At 45.8% G+C, this 16,737-nt stretch carries 15 protein-coding genes, 1 pseudogene and 2 other annotated features (1 of these 18 running past the window's edge); all 16 genes and pseudogenes read right to left on the bottom strand.

From position 1 onward, the window contains the following. Positions 1 to 75 precede the first annotated feature (75 nt). On the bottom strand, positions 76 to 3,675 hold the full coding sequence (rpoC, locus tag ACVC9U_RS18880) for a DNA-directed RNA polymerase subunit beta' (RefSeq protein ID WP_039073334.1): 3,600 nt from the start codon (positions 3,673 to 3,675) through the stop codon (positions 76 to 78). A gap of 59 nt (positions 3,676 to 3,734) precedes the next feature. Beyond that, positions 3,735 to 7,316, bottom strand: coding sequence for a DNA-directed RNA polymerase subunit beta (gene rpoB, locus ACVC9U_RS18885; protein ID WP_441391385.1), 3,582 nt, complete (start codon positions 7,314 to 7,316; stop codon positions 3,735 to 3,737). Positions 7,317 to 7,566: 250 nt separating this feature from the next. After that, positions 7,567 to 8,159: pseudogene (locus tag ACVC9U_RS18890) on the bottom strand (class I SAM-dependent methyltransferase). A gap of 139 nt (positions 8,160 to 8,298) precedes the next feature. Beyond that, positions 8,299 to 8,670, bottom strand: coding sequence for a 50S ribosomal protein L7/L12 (gene rplL, locus ACVC9U_RS18895; protein WP_003178305.1), 372 nt, complete (start codon positions 8,668 to 8,670; stop codon positions 8,299 to 8,301). A gap of 44 nt (positions 8,671 to 8,714) precedes the next feature. After that, positions 8,715 to 9,215, bottom strand: a complete 501-nt coding sequence (gene rplJ, locus ACVC9U_RS18900; protein WP_003178304.1) for a 50S ribosomal protein L10 — start codon at positions 9,213 to 9,215, stop codon at positions 8,715 to 8,717. A 69-nt stretch (positions 9,216 to 9,284) separates the two neighbouring features. Further along, positions 9,285 to 9,426 (bottom strand) — a sequence feature (ribosomal protein L10 leader region). Positions 9,427 to 9,476: 50 nt separating this feature from the next. Further along, positions 9,477 to 10,175, bottom strand: coding sequence for a 50S ribosomal protein L1 (rplA, locus tag ACVC9U_RS18905; RefSeq protein WP_003178302.1), 699 nt, complete (start codon positions 10,173 to 10,175; stop codon positions 9,477 to 9,479). A gap of 101 nt (positions 10,176 to 10,276) precedes the next feature. Next, positions 10,277 to 10,702 carry a 50S ribosomal protein L11 gene (rplK, locus tag ACVC9U_RS18910; RefSeq protein WP_441391386.1) on the bottom strand — a complete coding sequence of 142 codons (426 nt, stop codon included), beginning with the start codon at positions 10,700 to 10,702 and terminating at the stop codon, positions 10,277 to 10,279. Positions 10,703 to 10,871: 169 nt separating this feature from the next. Continuing rightward, positions 10,872 to 11,405, bottom strand: coding sequence for a transcription termination/antitermination protein NusG (gene nusG / locus ACVC9U_RS18915; RefSeq protein ID WP_003178298.1), 534 nt, complete (start codon positions 11,403 to 11,405; stop codon positions 10,872 to 10,874). Positions 11,406 to 11,581: 176 nt separating this feature from the next. Beyond that, the gene (gene secE / locus ACVC9U_RS18920; RefSeq protein WP_003178291.1) at positions 11,582 to 11,761 is read right to left on the bottom strand and encodes a preprotein translocase subunit SecE; all 180 of its coding nucleotides are present in this window, start codon (positions 11,759 to 11,761) and stop codon (positions 11,582 to 11,584) included. 35 nt (positions 11,762 to 11,796) lie between these two features. Beyond that, positions 11,797 to 11,946, bottom strand: a complete 150-nt coding sequence (gene rpmG / locus ACVC9U_RS18925) for a 50S ribosomal protein L33 (protein WP_003178289.1) — start codon at positions 11,944 to 11,946, stop codon at positions 11,797 to 11,799. 82 nt (positions 11,947 to 12,028) lie between these two features. After that, a complete protein-coding gene (gene sigH, locus ACVC9U_RS18930) occupies positions 12,029 to 12,700 on the bottom strand; it encodes an RNA polymerase sporulation sigma factor SigH (protein ID WP_441391387.1) in 672 nt (223 codons plus the stop codon). 63 nt (positions 12,701 to 12,763) lie between these two features. Then, positions 12,764 to 13,276, bottom strand: a complete 513-nt coding sequence (rae1, locus tag ACVC9U_RS18935) for a ribosome-dependent mRNA decay endonuclease Rae1/YacP (protein WP_075752554.1) — start codon at positions 13,274 to 13,276, stop codon at positions 12,764 to 12,766. A gap of 5 nt (positions 13,277 to 13,281) precedes the next feature. Continuing rightward, entirely contained in the window at positions 13,282 to 14,031 is a 750-nt protein-coding gene (gene rlmB, locus ACVC9U_RS18940) for a 23S rRNA (guanosine(2251)-2'-O)-methyltransferase RlmB (protein ID WP_075752556.1), read from the bottom strand. Beyond that, entirely contained in the window at positions 14,028 to 14,444 is a 417-nt protein-coding gene (locus tag ACVC9U_RS18945; RefSeq protein WP_003178284.1) for a Mini-ribonuclease 3, read from the bottom strand. The genes rlmB and ACVC9U_RS18945 overlap by 4 nt, the downstream gene beginning before the upstream one ends. Positions 14,445 to 14,446: 2 nt before the next feature. Beyond that, positions 14,447 to 15,850: a cysteine--tRNA ligase gene (gene cysS / locus ACVC9U_RS18950; protein ID WP_011197476.1), complete on the bottom strand. Its 1,404-nt coding sequence runs from the start codon at positions 15,848 to 15,850 to the stop codon at positions 14,447 to 14,449. Continuing rightward, entirely contained in the window at positions 15,847 to 16,497 is a 651-nt protein-coding gene (cysE, locus tag ACVC9U_RS18955) for a serine O-acetyltransferase (RefSeq protein WP_003178282.1), read from the bottom strand. Before cysE ends, cysS begins: the two co-directional genes overlap by 4 nt. Before the next feature lie 69 nt (positions 16,498 to 16,566). After that, positions 16,567 to 16,737 (bottom strand) — a binding site (T-box leader); it runs 61 nt beyond the window's last position.

Below are 16,737 nucleotides of genomic sequence, written 5' to 3' on the forward strand. Positions count from 1 at the left end.
TATTATCATCCTGAAAGAAGGATGTCAACATATGATGACAATTTTTAGTGACATCCTTCTTTAGGATTTTTTTATTTATTCAGCCGGAACCATTTCATCAGATGATTGGACTTGCAATACCGGCTTCACTTTACGGTAGTTCAGCATACCCGTTCCAGCAGGAACAAGCTTACCGATGATAACATTCTCTTTCAGGCCGAGAAGCTCATCGCGTTTTCCTTTAATCGCTGCATCTGTCAGGACACGTGTTGTTTCCTGGAATGACGCGGCAGACAGGAAGGAATCCGTTTCAAGCGATGCTTTGGTGATACCGAGAAGCACCGGACGGCCTGTTGCAGGGCGTTTGCCTTCGAGCAGAACTTTTTTGTTCGCTTCGGTAAACTGGTGAATATCGAGCAGCGTGCCTGGCAGCACTTCCGTGTCGCCGGCATCGATGACACGCACTTTGCGAAGCATCTGGCGAACCATAACCTCGACGTGCTTATCCCCGATTTCAACCCCCTGCATACGATAAACCTTCTGCACTTCATGAAGGAGGTATTCTTGCACCGTGGTGATGTCAGTGACTTTCAGTAGCTCTTTCGGATCGACCGAACCTTCTGTCAGCACCTGACCACGGGAAATTTTCTCTCCTTCAGTGACTTTCAGGCGCGCGTTGTAAGGCGCCGTATATGAACGGCTTTCGACTTCGCCCTGAACGACGATTTCCTGCTGTTTGTCACGAACTTCATTGATTTCGGCTACGACACCGTCAATTTCAGAGATCGTCGCTTGACCTTTAGGGTTTCGCGCTTCAAACAATTCCTGGATACGCGGCAAACCTTGTGTAATATCGTCTCCGGCAACCCCGCCCGTATGGAAGGTACGCATCGTTAACTGTGTACCCGGCTCACCAATGGACTGGGCAGCGATGATTCCGACTGCTTCCCCGACTTCGACATCGGTTCCTGTTGCCAGGTTGCGACCGTAGCATCGTTTACATACACCATGTGACGTATTACATGTAAATGCGGAGCGGATCCACACTTCTTCAATGCCTGCTTCGACAATTTCGAGCGCTTTATCTTCGTCGATCAGCTCGTTTTCATCCACAAGCACTTCACCTGTTTCCGGATGTTTAACAGGCTTTCTCGCGAATCGGCCGACAAGACGCTCTTCAAGACGCTCGATCACTTCTGTGCCTTCCGTGATGGCTTTGGCAAGAATGCCTCGGTCTGTGCCGCAGTCAGTCTCACGAATGATGACGTCTTGGGCTACGTCTACGAGACGGCGTGTCAGGTAACCTGAGTCGGCTGTCTTCAGAGCCGTATCCGCAAGACCTTTACGCGCACCGTGAGTAGAGATAAAGTACTCGAGTACCGTTAAACCTTCGCGGAAACTTGACTTGATCGGAAGTTCGATGATCCGTCCAGCCGGGTTGGCCATCAGACCGCGCATACCCGCAAGCTGCGTAAAGTTTGATGCGTTACCCCGGGCTCCGGAATCACTCATCATGTAGATCGGGTTGATTTCATCCAAGGATTTCATCAGCTTGCCTTGGATCGTATCTTTAGCTGCACTCCAGATGGAAATGACCCGTTCATAACGCTCTTCTTCAGTAATCAGACCGCGTCTGAACTGCTTCATGACGTTATCAACTTTTCCTTGCGCTTCTTCAAGGATTTCCTGTTTGTCGTCCAATACGACGATATCGGAAACACCGACCGTAATTCCGGCTTTTGTAGAATATTTAAAGCCGAGGTTTTTCATGCGGTCAAGCATTTTTGATGTTTCTGTAATATGGAATCTTTTGAAGATCTCCGCAATGATTTTACCCAAAATGCCTTTTTTGAACGGCTGGTTGATTTCCTGGTTCTTAATGGCTTCTTTAACATCTGCACCGTAATCCAAGAAGAAACGGTCAGGTGTTTTTTCTTCAATGTTGCTCTTCGTCGGTTCGTTCATGTATGGGAACGACGGCGGAAGAATCTCGTTGAAGATCAGTTTTCCGACAGTTGTAACGAGCAGCTTGGAACGCTGTTCTTCGGTAAATGTTTCATTTTTCAGGGAGTTAACCGCAACGGCTACTCTCGTATGCAAATGAACATATCCGTTTTGATACGCAAGAAGCGCTTCATCCGTATCTTTGAAAACCATACCTTCGCCGACTGCGCCTGGGCGTTCTAGCGTCAGATAGTAGTTTCCAAGCACCATATCCTGAGACGGCGTAACAACCGGTTTTCCGTCTTTAGGGTTCAGGATGTTTTGCGCGGCAAGCATCAGGATGCGCGCCTCAGCTTGCGCTTCTGCTGATAAAGGAACGTGAACCGCCATTTGGTCACCGTCAAAGTCAGCGTTGTATGCCGTACATACAAGCGGATGAAGACGGATGGCACGGCCTTCGACAAGCGTTGGTTCGAACGCTTGAATACCTAATCTGTGAAGCGTAGGTGCACGGTTGAGAAGCACAGGGTGTTCTTTGATAACTGATTCAAGGACATCCCAGACTTCCGGCTGAACGCGCTCAATTTTACGCTTCGCACTCTTAATGTTGTGGGCAAGACCTTTTTCAACAAGCTCTTTCATGACGAATGGCTTGAACAGTTCCAGCGCCATTTCTTTCGGAAGACCGCATTGATACATTTTCAGGTTCGGACCTACGACGATAACCGAACGTCCTGAGTAGTCAACACGTTTACCGAGAAGGTTTTGACGGAAACGGCCTTGTTTACCTTTCAGCATGTGAGAAAGGGATTTTAACGGTCTGTTTCCTGGACCTGTAACAGGACGTCCTCTGCGTCCGTTATCGATCAATGCGTCCACGGCTTCCTGAAGCATGCGCTTTTCGTTTTGAACGATAATGCTTGGCGCTCCAAGGTCCAGAAGACGTTTTAAACGATTGTTACGGTTGATTACGCGGCGATACAAATCGTTCAGATCGGAAGTTGCAAAACGTCCACCGTCAAGCTGTACCATTGGTCGCAGCTCAGGCGGAATGACCGGAAGAACGTCGAGGATCATCCATGACGGCTTATTTCCGGAATTGCGGAAGGCTTCCAATACTTCCAGACGTTTGATCGCACGTGTGCGGCGCTGTCCTTGTGACGTTTTAAGCTCTTCTTTCAGCATATCCACTTCTTTATCGAGGTCGATATCTTGAAGGAGCTTATGAATCGCTTCAGCACCCATTGACGCTTGGAATTTATTTCCGTATTTATCGAGGTACGCCCGATACTCTTTTTCAGAAAGAAGCTGTTTTTTCTCGAGCGGTGTATTGGCCGGATCTGTTACGACGTAAGAAGCAAAGTAAATGACTTCTTCCAATGCGCGCGGAGACATATCCAGCACAAGACCCATACGGCTCGGAATTCCTTTAAAATACCAGATGTGAGAAACCGGGGCTGCCAGCTCGATATGCCCCATTCTCTCACGACGGACTTTAGCCCGGGTTACTTCAACTCCACAACGGTCGCAGACTACGCCTTTATAACGAACCCGCTTGTACTTTCCGCAGTGGCATTCCCAGTCCTTTTGAGGACCGAAAATGCGCTCGCAGAATAGACCATCTTTTTCAGGTTTCAAAGTACGATAGTTGATTGTTTCAGGCTTTTTCACTTCTCCGTAAGACCATGAACGGATTTTGTCAGGTGAAGCGAGACCGATGTTCATATACTCAAAATTGTTCACATCCAGCAAGGGGCCTACCTCCCTTTTTATCTTCGGGTTATACCCTGTCACTTGCGTATAAAATTCGTTTATTCTTTTGTAACGACATCGCGTTCTGCGTCAGCAGAAACTAACTCTTCGGACTCTTCATCATTCGGCAGAGAAAGCCCTTCGTTTTGTTTCGCGTCTTCGTCGTCTTCCAAGTCTCTCATTTCGATTTCTTCTTCGTCGCTTGATAGAATTTTGACGTCCATACCTAAGCTTTGAAGCTCTTTGATCAATACTTTGAACGATTCCGGAACACCAGGTTCTGGAACATTGTCGCCTTTTACGATGGCTTCATATGTTTTCACACGGCCTACGACATCATCCGATTTAACAGTCAGGATCTCTTGTAGCGTATATGCTGCACCATAAGCTTCAAGCGCCCAAACTTCCATCTCTCCAAAACGCTGTCCGCCGAACTGCGCTTTACCTCCGAGAGGCTGCTGGGTAACGAGTGAGTAAGGACCGGTTGAACGTGCGTGCAATTTGTCGTCAACCATGTGTGCCAGTTTGATCATGTACATGATGCCGACAGAAACCCGGTTGTCAAACGGCTCCCCAGTTCGGCCGTCGTAAAGGACGGTTTTTGCGTCTCTTGACATGCCGGCTTCTTCAAGGGTTTCCCACACATCTTCTTCGCGGGCACCGTCAAATACAGGTGACGCGACATGCAGACCGAGGCGGCGTGCAGCCATACCAAGGTGCAGCTCCAACACCTGCCCGATGTTCATACGCGATGGTACGCCCAGCGGGTTTAACATGATGTCAATCGGCGTTCCGTCAGGCAGATACGGCATATCTTCCTCCGGAAGAATTTTCGAAATAACACCTTTGTTACCGTGGCGTCCGGCCATTTTGTCCCCTTCAGAAATTTTACGCTTCTGAACGATGTAGACGCGGACGAGCTGGTTAACGCCCGGAGGCAGTTCGTCTCCGTCTTCGCGGTTGAACACTTTTACATCAAGGATGATACCGCCGCCTCCGTGAGGTACACGCAGCGACGTATCACGCACTTCACGCGCTTTTTCCCCGAAGATGGCATGAAGCAGGCGTTCTTCCGCCGTAAGCTCTTTAACACCTTTAGGGGTTACTTTACCAACAAGAAGATCTCCGTCTTTTACTTCAGCACCGACACGGATAATTCCGCGTTCATCGAGATTGCGAAGAGCGTCCTCACCGACGTTCGGAATATCGCGAGTGATTTCTTCAGGTCCGAGTTTTGTATCCCGGGCCTCTGATTCGTATTCTTCAATATGAATAGACGTGTATACGTCGTCTTTTACAAGGCGTTCGCTCATGATGATGGCATCCTCATAGTTGTAGCCATCCCATGTCATAAAGCCGACCATGACGTTGCGTCCAAGGGCAAGCTCACCTTTTTCCATGGACGGACCGTCAGCTAAAATTTCACCTTTTTCAACCTCATCACCGACGCTTACGATCGGACGCTGGTTGTAGCAAGTTCCCTGGTTGGAACGGACAAACTTCAGCAGGCTGTATTTATCAAGGTTCCCTTTGACTTTCTGGCCGTCGACTTCTTCATAGCGGCGCACCCAGATGTTCTTCGCTTCCACCCGTTCAACGATTCCAGGGTGGCGGCAAATAACAGCGGCACCGGAGTCTTTCGCAGATACATATTCCATCCCGGTTCCGACGATCGGCGATTCAGGCTGCATAAGAGGTACGGCCTGACGTTGCATGTTCGCTCCCATAAGGGCGCGGTTTGAGTCATCGTTTTCCAAGAAAGGAATACATGCAGTCGCGGCAGAGACAACCTGTTTAGGCGAAACGTCCATATAGTCGACGCGGTCTTTCGGAACAACGGTGTTCTCCCCTCTGAAACGGGCGACGATGCTGTCATCCACAAAAGAACCGTCATCATTCAGGCGTGCGTTTGCCTGGGCAACGACATAGTTGTCTTCTTCATCAGCTGTCAAGTAATCGATTCTCGGCGTTACTTTTCCAGTTTCAGGATCGACGCGGCGATACGGCGTTTCGATGAAGCCGAAACGGTTCACTTTCGCGAATGAAGAAAGCGAGTTGATCAAGCCGATGTTTGGACCCTCAGGGGTTTCAATCGGACACATCCGGCCGTAGTGTGAATAGTGAACGTCACGGACTTCCATTCCGGCGCGCTCACGAGTCAAACCGCCCGGTCCGAGCGCTGACAGACGGCGCTTATGCGTCAGCTCAGCAAGCGGATTCGTCTGATCCATAAACTGAGAAAGCTGCGAGCTTCCGAAAAACTCTTTGATTGATGCGATGACAGGGCGAATATTGATCAGCTGCTGCGGCGTGATCGTGTTTGTATCTTGAATAGACATTCTTTCACGAACAACGCGCTCCATTCTGCTTAAACCAATACGGAATTGGTTTTGCAGAAGCTCTCCCACTGAACGGAGACGGCGGTTTCCTAGATGGTCGATATCGTCGGTATCGCCCACTCCGTGAAGCAGGTTAAAGAAATAGCTGATGGAAGCGATAATATCAGAAGGTGTAATATTCTTAACGCCTTCTTCGATATAAGCATTTCCAATCACATTGATTGTCTGCTCCCCTTCTTGGTCTGTCGGAGCATAGATTTTGATAGACTGAAGCGTTACTTCGTCTTCGACAACTCCGCCGTTCGGATAAAGCTTTTTAAAACCGATTCCGTTTTCAAGGTACGGCAGAACTTTATCAAGCGTTCTTCTGTCTAAAATCGCTCCTTTTTCGGCAAGGATTTCGCCTGTTTCAGGGTCGACTAGCGTTTCAGCAAGCCGCTGATTAAAAAGTCGGTTTTTGATGTGAAGCTTTTTATTAATTTTATAACGTCCTACACTCGCAAGGTCATATCTTTTCGGATCAAAGAACCTTGAATCAAGCAGGCTTTTTGCGTTTTCTACGGTAGGCGGCTCCCCTGGACGAAGACGCTCGTAGATTTCAAGAAGCGCTTTATCGGTGTTTTCCGTATTATCTTTATCAAGCGTATTGCGCAGATACTCGTTTTCACCGATGAGATCAATGATCTCTTGGTCAGATCCGAAGCCAAGAGCACGCAAAAGAACCGTAACCGGCAACTTACGTGTGCGATCGATGCGTACGTAAACAACATCTTTCGCATCAGTCTCGTATTCTAACCATGCGCCACGGTTTGGAATGACAGTCGCGGTAAAACCTTTCTTACCGTTTTTGTCTACTTTACCACTAAAATATACACTTGGAGAACGAACGAGCTGAGATACGATGACCCGTTCTGCACCGTTGATAATGAAGGTTCCAGTGTCTGTCATAATAGGGAAATCGCCCATGAAGACATCCTGATCTTTTACTTCGCCGGTTTCTTTGTTGATTAAGCGGACTTTAACCCGCAGCGGAGCTGAATAGGTCACATCCCGCTCTTTTGATTCTTCTACCGGATACTTAGGCTCGCCCAAGCTGTAGTCGATAAATTCCAGAGAGAGGTTACCAGTGAAATCCTCAATTGGCGATATGTCTTGAAACATCTCTCTAAGACCCTCATCAAGAAACCACTGATAAGAAGAGGTTTGAATTTCAATGAGATTTGGTAATTCTAACACTTCGCTAATGCGTGCATAGCTTCTGCGCTGGCGGTGTCGTCCATACTGAACTAGTTGACCTGTCAACTGATTCACCCCTCAAATCATGCGTAATATATGTGTAACAAGCATTTCTTCCTCAAATATGTAAGAAATACTTTTACAAGACAAAAGAAAAAAGGGTTTCTAATTTAGAAAACCACATCCAAAAACAAAATACCGATTTTATTAGTGTTCCCAATAATGTATATTTTATACAAACCTAGGCGTTTCTTAAAAACGGCAGCAAAATATATACATTGGCATTTTATAATGTTAACATAGCTGAAAATCCGAGTCAAACTTTTTTTGCTTTGATGATATAGTACCCTTTCTTTTTTTGAACGACTTCAACGTCCGCAAAAAGTTCTTTTAATTTTTCAATGGCAGAAGGCCCGCCTTGTTTTTTCTGAATGACGACCCACAGCTCTCCTGAAGGCCGCAAATGTTCAGCGCTTTTTTCAAAGATGGCGTGCACAGTTTTTTTCCCGGCGCGTATGGGGGGATTAGTAATAATAGAAGCGAATTTTTTTGCAGGTTCGACGTTGGCAAACAGATCACTCTGGTAGATCTTTATGTTGTCGATCTGATTATTTAACGCGTTTTCCTTCGAAAGTTCGACAGCTCTTTCATTAACATCGATCATGTGAACCATTCGATCTTCGAAATCCGCAGCAAGCGAAAGACCAATCGGGCCATAGCCGCAGCCTACATCCAAAAAATCACCTTCTGCATCCGGTTCCCGGAAAGCTTCAATCAGCAGCCTTGAGCCAAAGTCCACTTAACTCCGCTGTCGCTGATAAAAGTAAACGTCCGGTTTCTCAAGCGAAATGCCCACATTGATCTGCTGCTTTTTGCTGAAGGTTTTTCCGAATAATAATGGTCAGTCATCACAGAACCTCCTCAGTTGGTGAACTCTCCAGATATCTTGAAACAAGATGGCTTATCTTATGCGGAAGGGACTACAATTAATTAGCAAAGAAAAAGCCCGCTTTTAAAAGCGAGCTTTCCCCTAAAGATTAGGTGAAGATTACTTAACTTCTACAGAAGCGCCAACTTCTTCAAGTTTAGCTTTAAGCTCTTCAGCTTCTTCTTTCGCAATACCTTCTTTAAGAGGTTTTGGAGTGTTGTCAACAAGTTCTTTAGCTTCTTTCAAGCCAAGACCAGTGATTTCACGAACAACTTTGATAACTTTGATTTTTTGATCTCCTGCACCAGCAAGAACAAGATCAAATTCAGTTTTTTCTTCAGCAGCACCGCCTGCAGCAGCTCCGCCAGCTACAGCTACAGGAGCAGCAGCAGTTACGCCGAATTCTTCTTCGATTGCTTTTACTAAGTCGTTCAGTTCAAGTACAGTTGCTTCTTTAACGGAAGCAATGATTTCTTCGATATTTAAAGCCATTTGTAATTCCTCCATTTTGTTTTATTTTTTAGATACTGATGCTATTAAGCGCCTTGTTCTTCCTTTTGTTCTGCAACAGCTTTAGTTGCAAGAGCAAGATTGCGAACTGGAGCTTGAAGTACGCTAAGCAACATAGAAAGCAAGCCTTCGCGAGATGGAAGTTCAGCAAGAGCTTTCACTTCTTCAACTGTGGACACTTTGCCTTCGATTACGCCCGCTTTGATTTCAAGAGCTTCGTGCTTTTTAGCAAACTCGTTAAGAACTTTAGCTGGAGCGACAACATCTTCAGTGCTGAATGCAATCGCATTCGGTCCTGTTAAGAAATCGTTCAAACCATCAAGTTCAGCTTGTTCAACCGCACGGCGAGTCATCGTGTTTTTGTACACTTTGAACTCAACGTTAGCTTCGCGAAGCTGTTTACGAAGTTCTGTTACTTCAGCTACGTTAAGGCCGCGATAGTCAACGATGATCGTTGATTTACTTTCTTTCAGTTTAGAAGTAATTTCTTCAACAACAACTTTTTTTGTTTCAATTGCGCTGCTCATGGTTACACCTCCTGTAAGATTCATCTGTGTAACACTTATACCGTTCGGTGATCACGTTCTTTAACGACATGTTCCATATAAAAAGCCTCCATTCGACATGGAGGCTGTATATACAAGCATACGTAACGCTAGAGCTGTGATATATATACACCTCGGTAGGAAATTAAGCCTTATCAGCACCTACTGTCTACGGTATAAATGGACATATTTTATTTTTACAACGTTTTGAATTATATCAGAACGTCTTATCAAAAGTCAATATTATTTTACGTTGAAAGTTGAAGGGTCCACTTTGATTCCAGGTCCCATTGTAGATGTAACAGAAACGTTTTTCACGTATACACCTTTAGCAGCAGCAGGCTTCGCTTTCAAAATTGTGTCGTACATTGTCGCGAAGTTCTCTACAAGCTTGCCTTCTTCGAAAGACACTTTTCCGATTGGAACGTGGATGTTTCCTGCTTTATCAACGCGGTATTCAACTTTACCCGCTTTGATTTCGTTGACTGCTTTTTCAACTTCAAATGTAACCGTTCCTGTTTTAGGGTTTGGCATAAGACCTTTTGGTCCAAGCACGCGTCCGATTTTACCGACTTCACCCATCATGTCAGGAGTCGCAACGATCACATCAAAATCAAACCAGCCTTGCTGAATTTTGTTGATGTAATCTGCATCGCCTACGTAGTCTGCACCAGCAGCTTCTGCTTCTTTCGCTTTTTCACCTTTAGCGAAAACAAGAACGCGCTGAGTTTTGCCTGTTCCGTTTGGAAGTACAACTGCACCGCGGATTTGCTGGTCGTTTTTACGAGGGTCAACACCTAAACGAAATGCCGCTTCAACAGTAGCATCGAATTTAGCTGTGTTTGTTTTTTTCACAAGCTCAATCGCTTCGTTTACGTCGTAAGCTTTTGTACGATCTACAAGCTTGGCAGCTTCGACGTATTTTTTACCTTTTTTAGCCATTTTAAAATTTCCTCCTTAGTGGTTTTAGCGGAATAACCTCCCACGAATAAGGGTTGCGAACTTGTCTGATCCAAACTCGCAACCCAGCAAAGAGACAAAAATTAGTATTCGATCACAATACCCATACTGCGGGCAGTTCCTTCAACCATACGCATAGCCGCTTCAACATCTGCCGCATTTAAGTCAGGCATTTTTGTTTCGGCGATTTCACGTACTTTATCGCGTTTAACGGTTGCGACTTTATTACGGTTAGGCTCACCAGAACCTGACTCAATTCCAGCCGCTTTTTTAAGCAATACAGCAGCAGGCGGAGTTTTTGTGATAAATGTAAATGAACGGTCTTCGTAAACCGAAATTTCTACAGGAATGATCAGACCAGCTTGGTCAGATGTACGAGCGTTAAACTCCTTACAGAATCCCATGATGTTAACACCGGCTTGACCTAACGCAGGACCAACTGGCGGAGCTGGATTCGCTTTTCCAGCAGGAATTTGCAATTTTACAACTTTAACTACTTTTTTAGCCACGAGACACACCTCCTTAAGTCCGTGATGTGGTAATAGGGTGAACCCTCCCACTCAAGGTCTCATTCTTTATATGAATGATGAAAATATCAAGCTAGCTGCCTTGACCTTTTTGCCAAGACGCACCTTTGTATATTACCACTTTTATATAGTGATTTCAAGCGCTTTTCCATTACAATTTGTCAACTTGAGTAAATTCGAGCTCAACCGGGGTCTCTCTTCCGAACATATTAACGAATACTTTGACTTTATTTTTGTCGTGGTCGATCTCTTCGATCGTCCCGGTGAAATCAGCAAACGGGCCGTCGATCACCTTGACGGTTTCTTTTAATTCAAAGTCGATTTCTGTTTTTCTTTCTTCAAGCCCCATCCGCTTCAGGATTTTTTCCGCTTCACCCGGAAGCAGCGCAGTCGGCTTTGAACCTGATCCGGCTGAACCGACAAACCCGGTCACGCCAGGCGTATTTCGAACAACATACCAGGAATCATCCGTCATGACAAGTTCGACAAGTACATACCCAGGGAATACTTTCTTTTTAACGACTTTTTTCTTGCCGTTTTTAATATCGGTTTCTTCCTCTTCAGGTACAACGACGCGAAATATCTTATCCTGCATCCCCATCGATTCCACCCGTTTTTCCAAATTCGCCTTTACTTTATTTTCATAGCCGGAGTACGTATGAACCACATACCATTTCTTTTCCATTCTCATTCAGGACCCTTTCAGTCCTTCCCTCCCCACACCTTAAAAGTTTTTGGCCGTACCGGGAAACTGACACTTTCTTTTATACGAGCCTCATATTTTGAAACAATGAAAAAACCCGTTAAACGGGTTTTTTGGCAAGTCATATTTAGATCTATTATAACACGTTATGCTTATCATTATTCAACTATTAAACGAATTAATTGCGTAATACCCGAATCGATGAGTGCAAAAAAGATGGCGAAAAAGATAACGGTGGTGATAACAGTGATCGTATAGCGCGTTAGTTCTTTTCCTTTAGGCCAGGTGACCTTTTTCATTTCTTTTCCGACATTCTTTAAAAATTTGATAATACCCATGGTAAGAAACCTCCACAACCTAAAAACAAAAACGCCTATTTTGTTTCCAGATGTACTGTATGTGAATTGCAGTTATTGCAGTATTTCTTTACTTCGAGCCGTTCAGCCAAAGCTGCGGAGCTTTTCATTGTCGTATAATTACGATTTCCGCAATTTTTGCAGGCTAACGTTACTTTTTTCTTCATGTTTACACCTTTTTCTGGACGATCATTTCCTAAGTAACATATCACAGTCATAAAATGACTGTCAATATGCCATAAGCATTGGCTACAAGCTGATTTCGCGGAGCTCCAGGTACTTTTCAAGCTTTCTTTTGACACGCTGGAGCGCATTATCGATCGATTTTACATGGCGGTTTAGTTCTTCGGATATTTCCTGATAGGATCTTCCGTCGAGATAGAGCGCAAGAACTTTTCTTTCTAAATCACTAAGCAATTCTCCCATTTTCAGCTCGATATCATCGAATTCTTCCTGATTGATGATCAGCTCTTCAGGATTCATGACCTTGGCTCCTGAAATCACGTCGAGAAGCGTCCGGTCTGATTCCTCGTCATAAATGGGCTTGTCCAGCGACACATAAGAATTGAGCGGAATATGTTTCTGGCGAGTAGCTGTTTTGATAGCGGTAATAATTTGGCGGGTAATGCATAATTCTGCAAAAGGTTTGAATGAAGTCAGCTTGTCCTCTCTAAAATCACGGATAGATTTGTAGAGTCCAATCATGCCTTCCTGAACGATATCTTCCCGATCAGCCCCGATTAAGAAGTAGGATCTTGCTTTTGCCCTTACAAAATTACGGTACTTTGTAATCAAGTAATCTAACGCATCACTGTCTCCGACATGAACCATTTCAATGACCTGCTCGTCTTCCAACTGGCAAAAACGTTCTTTGCTGAACTGTTCTTTGCTGAATTTTCCCTGGTTGTTTTGTAAGTTCACTCCGATCCCCCCGACCGCACGTAGATAGAAATATTATACAGTAATGGACAAAAAAGCGTCAACCTAATCCAAGTCGCCACGCCGCCATTTTTCGAAGATCTTCAAGACGTCTTCTGACAATGGAATTTTCCCCGCGGGACGTTCTGAGGTGATTTGTTTCACCCTTTTTTCGATTTGCCTTTCGATCGCTTCGACTTCCCTGAGCAGCTCCCTGGCTGATTTGCGCAGGGCCCCTTGGCCGAAAATCGCCCATTGCTCTGTGTAGTCGGATGTGGCAACATGGATTTGCGTCTGAATATTATTCAAGTCTGACACCAGTTTCTCGATCCGTTCATCAGCCGTTTCATTTTCCCTTGTGAATATCACTTCTACGCGATGATTGACCTTCTTTTTCTCGATTCCTTTAACGAGATGCGCATCAAAGACAACGATTACCCGAAACCCAGTATACGATTGATATTCCGCCATCTTCTGTATCAACAGATCCCTTGCTTCTTCAAAACTGTTTTCTTTTAAATCTTTCAACTGAGGCCATGCCCCAATCATGTTATAACCGTCGACCAACAGGATGTCCATTCCGTCTATTCTCCCAGAGGGCTTCGTTTCCGGTACACTTCATACATCAGGAGGCCGGCTGCGACTGAGGCGTTCAGGGACGTGACTTTTCCCGCCATCGGCAGGCGGATGAGAAAATCGCATTTCTCTTTAACAAGCCTTCCCATGCCTTTTCCTTCGCTGCCGATGACAAGCGCAAGCGGCATATTTCCATCGAGCGACCTGTAGTCCTGTTGTCCAGACGCATCGGTACCGACTACCCAAATGCCCCGTTGCTTCATTTCTTCCAGGGTTCGCGACAGGTTGGTCACTTTGACGACCGGAATATGTTCGATGGCTCCTGTCGAAGCTTTGGCGACAGTCGTCGTAAGGCCGACCGCGCGCCTCTTCGGAATGATGATGCCATGAGCCCCTACCGCGTCTGCAGTGCGCATAATAGAGCCCAGATTGTGCGGATCCTCAATTTCGTCTAAAACAAGGATAAACGGCTGTTCATTTCTGTCTTCGGCCTTTTGATAAAGATCATCCAGCTCGGCATACTCGTAAGCCGCGACCTGAGCGACGACGCCTTGATGCTGTCCGGAAACCATTTGATCGAGTTTTTTTCTTGGGACATAATGAATCGTGATGCCTTTTTTGGCGGCGAGTTCAACGACTTGCTGAGCCTGTCCCTTCACTGTGTTTTCCGCCATCCACAGCTTATACAATTCCCGGCCGGACTTTAATGTTTCGATGACCGCGTTTTTTCCTATGACGTAATCATGCTGCTGACTCATTTGACTTCCTCCCTGCCATCCCGTTTTTCCAGCGCTGCTTTGATGAGTTCATTAAGCCTATCTTCCCTGTTCTCAAGAAAAAGATACCCGATGACCGCCTCAAAAGCCGTACTGTAACGATATGTTTGAACATCCGTATTTTTCGGTACCGTTCCGGATTTGGCATTCCGTCCTCTTCTCAGCACAGCCTGTTCTTCCTCGGTGAAAAATTCCTGCTCCTCTAGCGCAAACAGCATGCTTGCCTGCGACTTGGCGGAGACATAGCGCCTCGACTGCCTGTGCAGATCATTGGGCCTTGTCATGCCTTGCTTTAAGAGGTGATGCCTGACGTATACCTCTAACACGGCATCACCCATGTAAGCAAGCGCCAAACCATTCAGCTGTTTGGCGTCTTTAATGGTTTCCAAATTCATGTTTACGATTCTCCTCTTTTCCAGCGCGTACCCTGTGGAGTGTCCTCCAAGATAATATTCATGCTTTTCAACTGGTCGCGAATCTGATCAGATGTTGCAAAGTCGCGGTTTCTCCGGGCCTCATTCCGCTTCTCGATCAGTTCTTCAATGTCTTTATCCAAAAGTTCCTGTTCCTTGAGGGAGAAGCCGAGCACTGAGCAGATCTCGTCAAACAGCTGTATAAACGCCTGAATGACATGTTCTGCAGTATTCTTTTCCTGCAAATAGTAGTTGGCATGTTTGGCCAGGTCAAACAGGACGGAAATGGCATTCGCTGTATTGAAATCATCATCCATAGCCGTTTGGAAGGCTTTTCGCTGCTCTTCGATTTTTTCAAGCCATTCTGAATCGCCCTCTGTTAAATTTGTACTGCTTTTTAGGCGATGCTGCAAATTGCTATAAGCTGTTTTTAGACGTCCAAAAGCGTTTTTTGTGTTCTCGAGAAGTTCGACCGAATAGTTTATCGGATGTCTGTAATGAACAGACAGCATGAAAAACCGCAGCACTTGGGGGTCATGCTCTTTAATAATGTCATGCACAAGAACAAAGTTGCCGAGCGATTTTGACATTTTCTCATTATCGATATTAATGTAGCCGTTATGAAGCCAATATTTCGCGAAAGGCTTCCCTGTTAATGCTTCCGATTGGGCAATTTCGTTTTCATGATGCGGGAAGGCCAGATCCTGACCGCCGGCGTGAATGTCGATCGAATCGCCCAGATATTTTCTCGCCATCGCAGAGCACTCGATATGCCAGCCGGGACGGCCTTTTCCCCAAGGGCTATCCCAGGAGATTTCGTTATCTTTAGCCGCTTTCCATAGTGTAAAATCGAGCGCATCTTCTTTCTTTTCGCCCACTTGAATTCGGGCGCCTGATCTCAGCTCATCGACCGATTGATGCGACAGCTTTCCATAGCCTTCAAACGATCTTGTTTTATAATAAACATCTCCGTCCGCCTCATAGGCATAGCCCTTATCGATCAGCGTCTGAATAAAGTCGATGATCTCATCCATGTTTTCAGTGACGCGCGGATGGCAGTCAGCTTTTGTGCAGCCCAGTGAACCGACATCTTCGAAGTATGCCTTAATAAAGCGTTCGGCGATGACCGGCACTTCCTCTCCAAGTTCATTTGCCGCTTTAATTAATTTGTCATCGACATCTGTAAAATTGGAGACATATTGGACTTCATAGCCTTTATACTCTAAATACTTTCTGACAGTGTCAAACACGATAGCCGGCCTTGCGTTTCCGATATGGATGTAGTTATATACTGTCGGACCGCACACATACATTTTGACCTTGCCTTCTTCAAGAGGCACAAACGGCTCTTTTTTTCGTGTGAGAGTATTATACAATGTTAGTGTCACAGCTCATCTTCCCTTTCTTTTCTCCGGAGCTCTTGTTTCAGCTGCCTGATTTCGTTTTCCAATTCTCTGAAGCGGTCAGCCACCGGATCCGGCAAATCCTGGTGATTCAAGTCGCGTCTGATTTTCTTTCCGTTTTGTACGACGACCCGGCCCGGGATGCCGACAACGGTGGAGCATTCAGGCACATCGTGCAGGACGACGGAGCCTGCACCGATTTTCGCCCCTCTTCCGACTGTAATGGATCCAAGCACTTTGGCCCCTGTTGAGATCAGGGCATCGTCCTCGATTGTCGGATGCCTTTTGCCTTTTTCTTTTCCTGTTCCCCCAAGCGTCACGCCCTGAAAAACCGTGACATTGTTTCCGATCTCACAGGTTTCGCCGATCACAACCCCCATGCCGTGATCAATGAAAAATCTCCTGCCGATCTTGGCACCCGGGTGAATTTCGATTCCCGTAAAGAAGCGGGCGATTTGAGAGATCGCTCTGGCGATGAAAAACCTTTTTCTTTTATATAAAGCATGTGCAATTCGATGTGCCCATATAGCATGCAAACCTGAATAAGTTAAGATGACTTCAATGTAGCTTCTCGCAGCCGGATCTTGGTCAAATACGACATCTACATCTTCTTTCAGCATTTTAAAGAACACATGATTCCCCCCGTTCCCCGCTTCCTTTGTCTCTATTGTCAAACCATATAAAAAACGCCTCTGTCTGATGACAGAGACGCTTTTTGACGCGCGGTTCCACTCTGTTTAGAAAACAGCACAGCTGTTTTCTCAACTCTCATCCATAACGGCGGATACCGCCTTTGAATACTTGTTATAAAAACGTTCTTCAAAGGTCTCAAGAGGTGCATTTCTAAAGCCCGGCGCTTAAGTCTTTTCCAG

This window comes from Bacillus sp. GM2, from assembly GCF_056155945.1.

Coding starts and splice junctions, on each gene's coding strand:
- rplL (WP_003178305.1), bottom strand. CDS start 8,670: ATGGCTTTAAATATCGAAGAAATCATTGCTTCCGTTAAAGAAGCAACT.
- rplJ (WP_003178304.1), bottom strand. CDS start 9,215: ATGAGCAGCGCAATTGAAACAAAAAAAGTTGTTGTTGAAGAAATTACT.
- rplA (WP_003178302.1), bottom strand. CDS start 10,175: ATGGCTAAAAAAGGTAAAAAATACGTCGAAGCTGCCAAGCTTGTAGAT.
- nusG (WP_003178298.1), bottom strand. CDS start 11,405: ATGGAAAAGAAATGGTATGTGGTTCATACGTACTCCGGCTATGAAAAT.
- secE (WP_003178291.1), bottom strand. CDS start 11,761: ATGGGTATTATCAAATTTTTAAAGAATGTCGGAAAAGAAATGAAAAAG.
- rpmG (WP_003178289.1), bottom strand. CDS start 11,946: ATGAAGAAAAAAGTAACGTTAGCCTGCAAAAATTGCGGAAATCGTAAT.
- rae1 (WP_075752554.1), bottom strand. CDS start 13,276: ATGGACATCCTGTTGGTCGACGGTTATAACATGATTGGGGCATGGCCT.
- rlmB (WP_075752556.1), bottom strand. CDS start 14,031: ATGAGTCAGCAGCATGATTACGTCATAGGAAAAAACGCGGTCATCGAA.
- ACVC9U_RS18945 (WP_003178284.1), bottom strand. CDS start 14,444: ATGAATTTGGAAACCATTAAAGACGCCAAACAGCTGAATGGTTTGGCG.